Source organism: Spiroplasma endosymbiont of Dilophus febrilis, assembly GCF_964030685.1.
Taxonomy (GTDB): Bacteria; Bacillota_I; Bacilli_A; order Mycoplasmatales; family Nriv7; genus Nriv7.
In genome coordinates, this window is sequence record NZ_OZ034912.1 from 776331 (window position 1) to 788691 (window position 12361).

16 protein-coding genes and 1 pseudogene are annotated in these 12361 nt (G+C 26.9%); 3 read left to right on the forward strand and 14 right to left on the reverse strand.

Going from position 1 to position 12361, the window contains the following annotated elements; translation table 4 throughout:
- Positions 1 to 463 precede the first annotated feature (463 nt).
- A complete protein-coding gene (locus tag AAHF53_RS04150) occupies positions 464 to 928 on the forward strand; it encodes a hypothetical protein (protein ID WP_342189578.1) in 465 nt (154 codons plus the stop codon).
- A 20-nt stretch (positions 929 to 948) separates the two neighbouring features.
- Positions 949 to 1587 carry a hypothetical protein gene (locus AAHF53_RS04155; RefSeq protein WP_342189579.1) on the forward strand — a complete coding sequence of 213 codons (639 nt, stop codon included), beginning with the start codon at positions 949 to 951 and terminating at the stop codon, positions 1585 to 1587.
- Positions 1588 to 1694: 107 nt separating this feature from the next.
- Here the strand turns inward: AAHF53_RS04155 and AAHF53_RS04160 are convergent, their stop codons facing one another.
- From AAHF53_RS04160 to AAHF53_RS05665, 12 genes are all read right to left on the reverse strand, one after another.
- A complete protein-coding gene (locus tag AAHF53_RS04160; protein ID WP_342189580.1) occupies positions 1695 to 2777 on the reverse strand; it encodes a DDE-type integrase/transposase/recombinase in 1083 nt (360 codons plus the stop codon).
- Between the two features lie 69 nt (positions 2778 to 2846).
- A complete protein-coding gene (locus AAHF53_RS04165; RefSeq protein ID WP_338968428.1) occupies positions 2847 to 3272 on the reverse strand; it encodes a hypothetical protein in 426 nt (141 codons plus the stop codon).
- Between the two features lie 56 nt (positions 3273 to 3328).
- The gene (locus AAHF53_RS04170) at positions 3329 to 5161 is read right to left on the reverse strand and encodes a hypothetical protein (protein ID WP_342189581.1); all 1833 of its coding nucleotides are present in this window, start codon (positions 5159 to 5161) and stop codon (positions 3329 to 3331) included.
- A gap of 24 nt (positions 5162 to 5185) precedes the next feature.
- On the reverse strand, positions 5186 to 5431 hold the full coding sequence (locus AAHF53_RS04175) for a hypothetical protein (RefSeq protein WP_342189582.1): 246 nt from the start codon (positions 5429 to 5431) through the stop codon (positions 5186 to 5188).
- On the reverse strand, positions 5431 to 5664 hold the full coding sequence (locus AAHF53_RS04180) for a hypothetical protein (protein WP_338966805.1): 234 nt from the start codon (positions 5662 to 5664) through the stop codon (positions 5431 to 5433). Before AAHF53_RS04180 ends, AAHF53_RS04175 begins: the two co-directional genes overlap by 1 nt.
- Before the next feature lie 38 nt (positions 5665 to 5702).
- On the reverse strand, positions 5703 to 6698 hold the full coding sequence (locus AAHF53_RS04185) for a hypothetical protein (RefSeq protein WP_342189583.1): 996 nt from the start codon (positions 6696 to 6698) through the stop codon (positions 5703 to 5705).
- A gap of 30 nt (positions 6699 to 6728) precedes the next feature.
- A complete protein-coding gene (locus AAHF53_RS04190) occupies positions 6729 to 6968 on the reverse strand; it encodes a hypothetical protein (RefSeq protein ID WP_342189584.1) in 240 nt (79 codons plus the stop codon).
- A gap of 42 nt (positions 6969 to 7010) precedes the next feature.
- Positions 7011 to 7244, reverse strand: coding sequence for a hypothetical protein (locus AAHF53_RS04195; RefSeq protein WP_342189585.1), 234 nt, complete (start codon positions 7242 to 7244; stop codon positions 7011 to 7013).
- Positions 7235 to 7399 carry a hypothetical protein gene (locus AAHF53_RS04200; RefSeq protein ID WP_342189586.1) on the reverse strand — a complete coding sequence of 55 codons (165 nt, stop codon included), beginning with the start codon at positions 7397 to 7399 and terminating at the stop codon, positions 7235 to 7237. Before AAHF53_RS04200 ends, AAHF53_RS04195 begins: the two co-directional genes overlap by 10 nt.
- A gap of 4 nt (positions 7400 to 7403) precedes the next feature.
- Positions 7404 to 7628, reverse strand: a complete 225-nt coding sequence (locus AAHF53_RS04205; protein WP_342189587.1) for a hypothetical protein — start codon at positions 7626 to 7628, stop codon at positions 7404 to 7406.
- A gap of 267 nt (positions 7629 to 7895) precedes the next feature.
- Positions 7896 to 8246, reverse strand: coding sequence for a hypothetical protein (locus AAHF53_RS04210; protein WP_342189588.1), 351 nt, complete (start codon positions 8244 to 8246; stop codon positions 7896 to 7898).
- Between the two features lie 10 nt (positions 8247 to 8256).
- Positions 8257 to 9018: a rolling circle replication-associated protein gene (locus AAHF53_RS05665; protein ID WP_425289530.1), complete on the reverse strand. Its 762-nt coding sequence runs from the start codon at positions 9016 to 9018 to the stop codon at positions 8257 to 8259.
- Positions 9019 to 9476: 458 nt separating this feature from the next.
- On the opposite strand from AAHF53_RS05665, the gene rpsD reads away from it, so the two are divergent.
- Complete coding sequence (gene rpsD / locus AAHF53_RS04220) at positions 9477 to 10091, forward strand: 30S ribosomal protein S4 (protein WP_342189590.1); 615 nt, start codon at positions 9477 to 9479, stop codon at positions 10089 to 10091.
- A 520-nt stretch (positions 10092 to 10611) separates the two neighbouring features.
- On the opposite strand, the pseudogene AAHF53_RS04225 reads toward rpsD, so the two are convergent.
- Positions 10612 to 11478 (reverse strand): annotated as a pseudogene (locus AAHF53_RS04225) (ankyrin repeat domain-containing protein); the annotation flags it as partial.
- On the reverse strand, positions 11456 to 12349 hold the full coding sequence (locus tag AAHF53_RS04230) for an ankyrin repeat domain-containing protein (protein ID WP_342189591.1): 894 nt from the start codon (positions 12347 to 12349) through the stop codon (positions 11456 to 11458). The gene AAHF53_RS04230 and the pseudogene AAHF53_RS04225, both read right to left, overlap by 23 nt.
- Positions 12350 to 12361 lie beyond the last annotated feature (12 nt).

Sequence of the window (12361 nt, forward strand, 5' to 3'; positions counted from 1 at the left end):
AAAAAGGTCGCGTTTAGTTTTTTTAGGTATTTTTTAAAAAAGAAAAAATAGTCATTTACTATAAATTATTTCAATATGCAAATTAAGTATATATTTCTTATGTATGATTTTTGTTGTAAAAAATTATTTTAATGTTGTTTTTATAAGCATTTTACTTAGTTTTTATAACCTTTTATTAAGAATGTGTTTGTTAATATTAAATATTTTGTTTTATTAATTATTTTTCAAGTAAAAAGGTAATAAATTTTTAGTTGCTTTTCTTTCAAAATTATTCAAATCTTTACCCACCTAACAAAACTTTATGCGCCCTTTAAAAAAGGTCAGATTTAATTTTTGGTAGACATTTTTATTTAATTATTTATAATTAATTTGTATTAATTAAACTTTACAAATTTAAGAAAGGGTGTTGATTGTTAGATAAATTTATCAATTAGTAAAAATTCACGAAAAGGGTTTTATTAATATGAAAAAATTACTTAGTTTATTAAGTACAATAACAATTACCGGTACTGCCCTGCCAATGTTAATTGCGACAAGTCCGCCTCTTTATGAAATACAAAAAATATTAAATAATAATAATTTATTTGAAAAATGATATAAGTTTTTAGAACATGATGAATTAAAATTAAAATTATCATCAGATACTGCTTTTAAAATTATTTATCAATTTGAACCTGACAGTAAAAAAGAATTTTTAGAACAAACAATGATATTAATTTCTAATTTACCAAAATCAGACCATAGTGGTGCGGGCGGCTCTATAAATAAAGAAGATATAAAAATAATGGCAAATTTCATTTGAGAACATTTTTCTGAATTTCATGAAGTTTGAAGAAGCTTAAAACCAGAACAATCAATTATTATCAAAACAAATACTATTGGATATTGAGATAATGAAAATCCAAATAATAGTATTTATGTTAATTAAAGAAAGAGAGGATAATAAAAATGAAAAAATTACTAGGAATTTTAGGAACAATAACAATAGCGGGAAGCGGAATAATAACATTAGTTGCAAACAGCCCTTCATCTATAAAAACAGAAGAAAAAATTTTAAAACGTAACAAAAGATGAGGCGAGGTTCAATGAACACATATTCAAAATCAATGAAACAATACTAATCAAGCATATCAAAGAGCAGCAGAAGAATTTCAACGAACGCAAAATCATTGACAATTTTCACAAGCTCAACAACAATATACACAATCAGCTAATGAATGGTCTCAAAGTTTATATAATTGAGCAAATCAAATTAGAGAAGAACGCAGTCAACAATGATGAATTGCAGAAAATACACCACAAAAAAGACAAGCAAAAGATAACTGAGAAAATCTAAAATCACAAGAATTAGAATATAAAATTATGGGAATGAATGGTCAAGAAAGACAAGTTGTTCAATCAGTTGTTCAATCAGCTGCTTCCGCAACAGGAAGTGTAGTTGGTGCCGCCGCAGGTGTATTAATCGGTACAAAAGTAGGAACAATATGAGGTACCAAAGTCGGAACAATAGTTGGGGGCCCTATTGGGGCTGTTCTTGGCTCAATAGCCGGCGCTGCTATTGGTGCTGCGATTGCTTGATTTATTTAATCAAAATTAGAAAAAATATTATTAATTTTAGTAAAAAGTAGTTTAATAACCACAAGTACAATAACTTTAATTTCTTGTAAAAAATAACAATTCAAAATATAGACAAATTATTTTATTAAAAGTTTTTGTAATGTTTGAAATGGCGTTTTAGTATTTAAAGATGAATGACAGCGTTCAAAATTATAAAAGTAATAATATTTGTTTAAATAATGTTGAAGTTCATTTTGATTTAATTTTTTGTCCTTAGCATAAAATAATTTGGTATAATGTTGATGGAATCGTTCAATCTTTCCGTTGCTCTGAGGAGAACGGATTGGTGTGGTTTCGTGAACAATTCCGTTCCTCGAAAGAAAGGTTGTAAAAGGCCTTTCTTTTACTTTGTATGCTTTTTTATTACTTCAGTTGGTAGTAGTGAATTCCGGAGCATTATCAGTACGAAGGCGTTTAATGGTTATGCCAAGTTCGCCGAAATCTTTTATTGCTCTTTTCACAGCATTAATAGCATTGTTAGTTCCTAAACTATCGTAAACATAACCAAATACTATCCGTGTCATTTCGTCAATGAAATCATAAATGTAATATTTTTTATCAACCGGAAAATTTAATGTGGTAATAATTTTGGTATCCATTTGTAAAAGACCAATCTCGGAGACTTCATAACGCTTAAAATGGCGTTTTGTTTGTTTGATTTGTTGTTTTAATTCTTTTCAACGAGGGTCAGATTTAATTCAACGATAAAAGGTTTTGATATTTTTTGGAACTTCTGAATTTTTAATATCGTGAAAACCGATTTTTAAATTGTTAAATAAAGACCACATTCCACCGGCTTGAAGATTTTTGTAATCAAAATATAAATCACATGCTTTTTCACGAGAATTTAAACTATATTGATAATTAAGATTTTGTGGTTTTGTAGTTTTAAACAATAACAAATCTAAATTGTCAGAATAATAAGCGGTCATAATTTTTTCTGCCCAACGATAAAAGGTTTTCGTTGCATTCTTAAAATATTTTTTAATAAGTTTTGTTAAAGTGGTTTTTTCCATATAAAAATAAGTACATAAATTTAAATAGGCAGTAATGCGTTTTTTAGTTTTATAGTAATAAGGATTACGGCAATTGGCACTTAATCAACTTTGTACTTTTGCTTTTAAATCTGCTAAATCAGCTTGGGAAATAATATATTTCATTTTTAAACTCCTTAAATTAAGAAAATCGTATTACAAAAAATACGATTTTCAATAATATTTATTAAATTACTAATTTTTATTAGGTATTTCAGCAAAGAATGAAGTTATTAAATATTGACTAAAACCTAAATCTTTATTTTTAGAAAATGTAATTTTAACATTAACAATTTTATCGATAGTATATTTATTACTTTCACTTTTACCATTACGCTCATAAAAAATGCGAATGTCTTTAAAACCATCAATCGGTTTATAAGAAGTTAAAGGTTCCGCAGAATTAGAAACATCAAAAGGTAATTCATTTTTAATAGAACTAATATTTAATCATCCGCCTCAATCATTGCTAGTAGAACTCGTAAAATTACTATTCAAAATTTCAATAAAGTTTAATTCATATTTTTTTGCATTATCAGTAATTAGAGTATTGTTACCTCTATTACACCCAGAAATAAACATTATACATACTAAATTTAAAGCTGATAAAAATTTTCGCATAAAGAAAAATCCTCCTTTCAAAGGAATTATATTTTATATAAAAATATTGGAAATATTTAAGAGAACTTTTTAATTATTATTAATAAAATTGCTAGGGGAATTAAAAATTCAAAAAGATATTTAAATGCCGGAACAACTTCAAACACCGGAAAGGCAGTTTTGGTAAAATTAATCGTTGTTTTAGCAATATCCGCAAGGGGGCGAATTAAAAGATTAATCCCTGAAAGACCAAGTAATCAGTTCAGCATACTAACAGAAGCGTGCTGAATGCCACAAGATATGGCACTAAATAAACCTCAATAAGAACAGTTGGGCGTAGGAATTAAGTCATCCATATTACCACTTATTCCACCGCCAATAAAAGCTGTTGAATTCAAAATGTTAAAATCGTATAAAGAATAATGATATTCAGTACTTTCATTTTTCTTTTTATATAGTGGAAAAGTTAGCGTAAAAATATTAATTCCATACATCACATCAACTTTGGCATTGTAAAAATGTAGTTTATTACTAGTGGCATCTCATAATTGGTTATCATACGCTTTTAACACATTAAAATCTATTTGATAAGAATTTTTACCGGTGTTAAAACCATTGGCAATTTGTTTATCTTTAACAAAAAAATAGGAACGAAAAATCATATTCTTACTATTTTCTACTGTTGAACCAAAGTTAATTAAATATTGTTTGGGATAAAAAGTAATTAAGGAACGATAGAAAAAACCCATTTGTAAAACATTTTTAGAAATTTGTTGCATTCCTTTGTAATCTAATTCTACATAAGTAGAAGCATCCATATCAAAACTAGCATAAAAGAATTGTGTAAAAAAACCACCTAAAATTTTATAAATTTTATCAAATAAATTAAAATAATATTTACTTGTCAAATCTTTTAAATAAAAAAACATAAAATCTTTAAAATCAATCTTTAATTTATCATCATAGCGTAGAAAATGAAAAGTATTATCATAATAACTAATTTGTCCAAAAAAAACATTAATAAAATCTTCAATTCAACCATCTAATAATCTAAACTTAATTAATTGTTTATCATTTAAATAAAAAGTAACCATTCCTAAAGAAATCTCAATTCTAAAAACATCACTAAAACTAGAAAATTCTAAGCTATCAAAAAAATATAACGAGTTTTCAGGTTCAAAACTGCGAATTAAAGTAAATTTACTATTTTGTTTAAAACCATTTAATTTAATTGACATTTCACTCATGTATTTAAAATTATCATCAAAGAAATTAAAAATTGGGACTCAATAAAGATAAGAGTAATTAAATTTATCAAAATCTCGCCGTTGTACCATTAAATAATCTAATTTATCTTGAAACTGATTATACTGATATTCACCATCCTTTTTGGTTATTTCTGAGGGTAACGGTTGCTCTTTATCTTTCTCAGGTAGAGACGGCATTTCAGCAAAGAATGAAGTTATTAAATATTGACTAAAACCTAAATCTTTATTTTTAGAAAATGTAATTTTAACATTAACAATTTTATCGATAGTATATTTATTACTTTCACTTTTACCATTACGCTCATAAAAAATGCGAATGTCTTTAAAACCATCAATCGGTTTATAAGAAGTTAAAGGGTGCGCAGAATTAGAAACATCAAAAGATAATTCATTTTTAATAGAACTAATATTTAATCATCCGCCTCAATCATTGCTAGTAGAACTCGTAAAATTACTATTCAAAATTTTACCAAATTCCAAATCACAACTATCTCCACATTGAGCAGGATTGGTGGCTCGTTTTTCTCGTTTCATAAAGGATTGTTCCATAATAGGATTTGGTGGTTGTTTTGTATCAAAGAAGGCACCTAGAGGGACTAAGCCAATAAAAGCGATAACCAACCACGACATAAATTTATACATATCTATTTGTCCTTTCTTTTGCGTTTAACTTCTTAAAATAAAGTATATTGTTGATAAAATGCCAATTGTTCCAATGATAATAAAAATTGGGTGTTGCGAAAATAATCTAATCATTGGTTTAAATAATTGTAGAAATTCACTGTTAGCCACAATAACTTTATTAAAATATTCCAACCCTTCATTTACAAAACGCCATAAACCAAGAAATTCATCAAAAGCAAAAATAGAAAAAACGGTAATTAAAAGAAAAATTATAACTAGTTTAAACATTATTTTTTACCTCACTCTTTAACAGATTTGTTAGCTCTTGTCTTTTTATAACTTTCTTTGGCTTGCATTCCAATACCTAAAATAGCAACAAAGACAAAGTTAACAATTAAAGAGATTAAAGGAATAATGATAATCCGAATTCCGGTGCCGGGAATAGTCATACTTCAAATTAAATCAAAAACTTTATAAATAATATCTGCAAAAAATGATGCCATTTTTTCTAGATTTGCCATAATTAAGTATCCTTTCTTAGATTAAAATAATATGATAGTTAATTCCTATCTTTCAAATTACTTTTTAGTAATTCCATAATACGACTAAATTTTTCCATTTTAAGGTATTTTAATATTTCTAAATCAACTTCAGTAGTTTCATAAAACTTATCTTCATAAGTGTCAACAACAATGCGATTAGCAACGGGGCGTAAAAAAGATAAATACTTATTGTCGTAACACTCTAAAACGGACATTGGAATTTTTAATTTAAAAAAGTAGATATCTAATTCCGGAATATTACGATATTTAGTTTTACGACCTTTTTTATTATTTTTAGCATCAATTAAACTCGTGCGTCAGCGTTCGTATTCTTCTACAGATTTAAAAGTGCCATAGACAACCTTTAGGTAGGGGCGAAAAAAATTAACTGATTTCTTAGTAATACCAACAATAACCGAATTAGCAATATCTCTAACTTTGACCCAAATATGTTCAGGGCGTTGGCCACTGGCTAGAACAATATGACCAAAATGTCTAACAAGAGCAAAATATTCTTGTAAACCTTGGGTTGATTTATCATTTTCTTTATAATCGGTTCCTTCTAAAAATAAATTGGTTTCGTCTCATAACAATAAATGTTTTTCTTCTAATATTGGATATTCATTATCCAATAACGACATATGCCCCAAAGATAACATTTGTTGGTCTAAAATTGGAAATGTTGAAGTCGTCTTTCATTTTTTCTTACCTAAAAGTTTTGAAGCAAAAACTAATAAAGCAGTTTTTCCAGTTCCCAATGAACCAATCACAATATTTAATGGTGATTTGAATAAAAAATTAATAAAAGATTTACGATTAACTCATTGCATAAATTTAGTAATTAAAATTAAACAATTTAAGATAATACCGATGATATGAAAAAATGAAACTCAATATTGTGGATTAATAACAACAAGAAAAGCATAATAATATCAAGAAATAATAAAGAAAGTGCGATTTAAGCTAACAAAGTCATTGATTTTTTCACAGATATTTTTTAGAAATTTAAGCATTATCGCACTCCTTTATTTTTTTAATTACTATTAACGAACTCTTAATAGTAGTTTTTCAAACATTCCAAAAGCAAATAAGAATAATCCAACAATTGCCGGAAATAAAAAAATTCAATAAGTAGCAAAGAAATCTACTACTAATGGCATTTGTTCACTGATAATGTCGCTTCAGATTTTTCCAAAAAGTCCTACCATACTATCTCACAAATTACTAATGGCTTGTTTTCCGGTAATTGCTACTGGTGCATCAGCTAAGAAAGTTGTAAACATATAATCACCCCCTTTCTTTTCAAAATATTTATCCTATATTTATTAACAAAAATAAGATTTAACTTTATAAAATAAAATCAACATAAATAAGATAATAACTGTTGTTAGTAATCAAAAAGCGATGTTGGTTGTTAAAAGTCAAAGTGGTTCTTCAGTTAAATTAATTTCTTTACCACCAGCAATATGAGCTGGAATAGTTGTAATTTGGATAAACAAATCTCAGAAAGTTTGTTTAATTTGTTCTCAATTTAAATCTTTTCAAACAACTAGAAACATTGAAATAAACACTTAATCGGAAGAAAGAGAATCGCAATGAAACTGGCAAATAACACAATGATTACAAGAATTGAGAACAAAAATACTACTTGGGGCGGTAAATCAGCAGTTGGATAAATTAATTCAATTAACTTAATAATTACATCTTTTAACATTGCTTTATCCTTTCGTTTGGATTTCTTGATTTTGTTTATCATTTTTTTCAGTTAAATAAGATAATTTAACAATGAAGCGTTTTTCTTTTTTACTAAAATCCCCTTTAATTTCTTTTGCTTGTTTACCATACTTTTTAACATCGTTCATTCAACGCCACAAACCCCAAGCAACAGCAAAAGCGAGTAGTAAGGTTAATAAGATAAAACATATTAGACTAAATATTGCCATTATTTTTCAATTTCCTTTCTATTTAAAGTTTGGTTTTTCGTTCTTTTAATTTTGATTTTTTTAATAAGTCACTCAATGCTACAGTTTATAACTACTGCTATTGTAATGCATATATCTAAATACCCTAGTATCATAAGTGAAATTAATGCTTCAAATTTTTCATATAATAATTTCAAATCATTAATTTCCAATTTTAAAAATGGAATGAAAAAGATAGTAATCATAAAAATGTAAGGCAAAATTGTCCATCAATATTTTTTTAAAGAATTAATGAGTTTGTTTAGTTTGATTTTTCAAAGCTCTTTTTTGCTTAATTTTCTTAACAATAAGTCAAACTAATTTTTCAACTTGAAAAGCAATAAATATCGCACTACCAAATCAATAAACAAACAATCCGAGCAACATAATAACAGTATTTAAACCAAAAAACTTATACATATCTTTTTCAATAAAATCAATAAATTCACTATTTGTTCCCATTATCCACTTAGTATCTAATAAAGTTAAAGTTCAAAGTATTAAATTTATAAAAATAAAAACAATGCTAAGTAATATTTTTAACCAATGATTTTTAAATCAATTTTTAATTCTTATTTTAAATTGCACTTTTTCTTTCATTTTTTAACTCCTAATGTTTCATTTTTCTTAGTTGATTTCTAAATCTTAAGCTTTCTAAGGAAGCATAATTTGCACTCTCAAAATCTACATAATCAATATTTTTAAATTCATAGATTGCTCCACACATTTTAGTTTTAAATTTATTAACTGTTGATTTTAAGTATTTTACAAATTCAGAATTTACAGTTCTATTAACAATATTATTCAAAGTATCGGTAAATACTTGTTTTCTAGTAATGGGGTTTTGACAGTTATAAGAAAATTGATAAGCCTTGATATTTAAGTCATACTGGTTTAATGACTTTTCATTCAGGACATTTTTAGTTATATATTTGGAGCAATATTTTACAACCATTTCATTAGTGTTTTCACGAACTCTAATATTTTTATTAATTCCGTAAGGTCAAAATTGTAAAATAATTTTATGGGGTATTTTTTCGGTGATTAAAATATGAAAATGAATAACGCCTCGTTTCTGATATTCATATGTATACAAATACTTAATATTTTTATTTTTAACTTTAAATCAATATTTTAATTTTTTAAAAAATTTATTTAAATCACGCTTACATTTTCTAATGTCAAATTCATTAACATCAGCATAAGTAAGAGTTAAGAATGTAAGTTTTTTACAGTCTCAAAAATTATGATATGCCTTCCGAATAACATTAGATTTTGCACGAATATTACTATTAAGCAGTTGTATGGGCGCATAAAGTTTTGTTAGGTGGGTAAAGATTTGAATAATTTTGAAAGAAAAGCAACTAAAAATTTATTACCTTTTTACTTGAAAAATAATTAATAAAACAAAATATTTAATATTAACAAACATATTCTTAATAAAAGGTTATAAAAACTAAGTAAAATGCTTATAAAAACAACATTAAAATAATTTTTTACAACAAAAATCATACATAAGAAATATATACTTAATTTGCATATTGAAATAATTTATAGTAAATGACTATTTTTTCTTTTTTAAAAAATACCTAAGAAAACTAAACGCGACCTTAAATAAACTTGTATTGACATTTAAGAAAGTAATTTATATAATACTTAAAGACAATTAAATCACAGCTTTTAAACATAATTAAGTTGCAAATAGATTGCTTAATCTTTTACTTTAAGTAGCCTTTGCTGCAATGGCGAATAGTAATCTATCTTAATTAGAGTTTAATTTAAACTCACTGATTTTATAATGTCAAATATATTGATAAGGGAGTTTTTATTATGTCAAGATATACAGGAGCTATTTTTAGAATTGCAAGAAGAGTTGGATTTTCAATTTTAGAAACTGGAAAAGAATTTGCTAAAGGAAAAAAGCGCACAACTGCCCCAGGACAACACGGAGCAAGAAGAAGAAAATTATCTAACTATGGTTTACAACAACAAGAAAAACAAAAAGTAAGATATATGTATGGTTTAAATGAAAAACAATTTCGAAATACATTTTTAAAAGCCAAAAAAATGAGTGGTGTTACAGGAACTAACTTTTTAATTTTATTAGAATCTCGTTTAGATAACATTGTTTATCGTTTAGGTTTAGCAAGAACAAGAAGTGCAGCTCGCCAATTAGTTAATCACAGTCATATATTAGTAAATAATAAGAAAGTTAATATCCCTTCTTATCGTGTATCACCTAATGATAAGATTACAATTAAAGAAAATTATAAGAACAATCCAAAACTGTTAGAAGCAATTGAATTAAATGCTGGAACATTGGAATTTGTTAGCTTTGATCGCAAAAATATTGTTGGAACTTACATTCGTTATCCTGAAAGAAATGAATTAAATTCGGAAATTAATGAATCTTTAATTGTTGAATGATATAACCGTATTATTTAATAATAAATTAAGTATAATTAAAGATAAGTAAAAAGACTTAGAGTGATAATCCTCTAAGTCTTTTTACTATTTAAAGTTATAAAAGATCTTCTCTTTCTCTGCTCTTTCTTTTTCTATTCTTTCTTTCTCTATCTTCTAGCATCTGCTTGATTAAATCATCATTCTTTTTTTTGTTTTGGTTTTGTTCTGACATTTCTTCATCTATAAAAGTATATTCTGATAAATTTGGTAAAGGACAACTCGGTTCTGGCTGGATATTTATTTTAGTATTAGTATTCATTGTAATTCCTGATGATGTTCCTGCTTCGTCTAAATCTTTTTGTGAAATTTCATTAACTTTAAATTTCTTAGAATTTCTATTATTTGTTGCCACTTCTATTTTTTGCTTGTGACATTTTTTATCATTAAATAAACCTTCCTGTTGTTGCTGAATATTTTTTTCCACTAAACAAATATTAGCATCACTTTTCTTAATATTCTTATTAACTTGTTCTCACATCAAATTTCTTATTTCAAAATTATTAAAATATTCTCCAAGTTCAAATGGTGTGGCCCCATTTAATCCTCTAATATTAATATTAGCGTTTGCTTCTAAGAGAATAGTAGTTGTTATGACATCACTATTATAAACTGCTCAGTGTAAGGGCGTAAGACCACAATAATCTTGCACATTAACATTAGCACCATTTTCTAGTAATAGCTTCACCATTTTAAAATCTTTCCCCATAGCTGCTAAGTGTAATGGCGTATCAAGATTATTATTTCTAATATTGACATCAGCCCGATTTCTTAATAAAAAAGTTGCTGTTGTAATCGCACCAGTAATTATTGTAATATGCAATGGCGCTCCAATATTATTAATAACATTGACACTAGCTCCTTCACTAATTAATAATTGCATTGCTGAAATATTATTTACAAATGTCGCTTCATGAATTGGCATACTACCCACCATATTAGTAGTATTTACATTAACACCTTGTTGAATTAACATTTGCATAAATGTTAATCCGGCAAAATTGCGACTTGCGATATGTAACGGGGTATTATTATCATTAAATAGAATATCTGGATTAGCACCCCTTTCAATAAATAATTGTGCTAATTCAAAGTCATTTTCATTTAACGCTAAATGTAGAGGCGTATCACCACTAGAAGTACAACAATTAACATCAGCACCATACTCAATAAATAACTTAATCATTTTTAAATCATCATCAAGTAAAGTTAAATAAATTGGTGATTGATTTTCAGAATCTAGTATTGTCACATCAGCACCATTGGTTACTAATAAATGGACCGCATCATAATTAGCACAACGCACAGCAATATTAAGGGCTGTCTCTTCACTATCATTTTGGGCATTAATATCAGCAGCATATGCTAAATAAGCACCGAGCTAATGGCAAAACATTAATGCTCCGCATTGCAAGATGAAGCGGGGTTTCACTATTTTCATTTTGTAAATTAGGATTTGCACCATTTTCTAGTAAAAGTTGTACTAATAAAAGATTATCGTGATGGACAGCAAGATGAAGTGGCAGATCCTCTTCAGATTCTTCATCAGGTAAATTTGGGTCAGCACCAGCTTCTACTAATAAACTAGCTAATACTAAATTATTATTATCAACAGCATTATAAAGGGCTGTCAGATTGCCATTATCTTGAACATCAACATTGGCACCATTGGCAAGTAATAATTCACTTAATCTAATATTATTAGTACGCGTAGCTAGATGAAGCGATGTTTCATTATTGGGTGTCTGAAAATTAACATTACTACTATCACATTGTAACAATAACTGTGTTAGCGGGATATTACCTTCTAAAATAGCGAGATGCAGGGGAATATATCCGCCGTCAACATCATTATTAGCATTTTCTCATAATCTTGATATAATAAAATTACTTTGCTCTTGAATCGATAATTCTATTGGCATTCTAGCAATTCCTAAAATATTACTAAGATTTTCACTAACAAAAATAATTTGTGAATTTCTTGTTTGCCAATCAACATTTTCTCAATTATTAAAACAATTTTGTTGAAATGTTCGCAATTGTTCTTGTAAAAATGCTAAATTAGTCGCATCAGCATATCTTTCTTGCATATGTTGTAAAGTTAACGGATTACTCAGTTGCTCTTCAACTTGTTGTAATTGCATATTTCTATTAGTATTTAATGCCAATATTTGACATAAAAATTGCGGAATTCTTACTAGCAACCCATTTATTTGCATTAAAAATATCTCATTATTCATCCTTAAAACTTC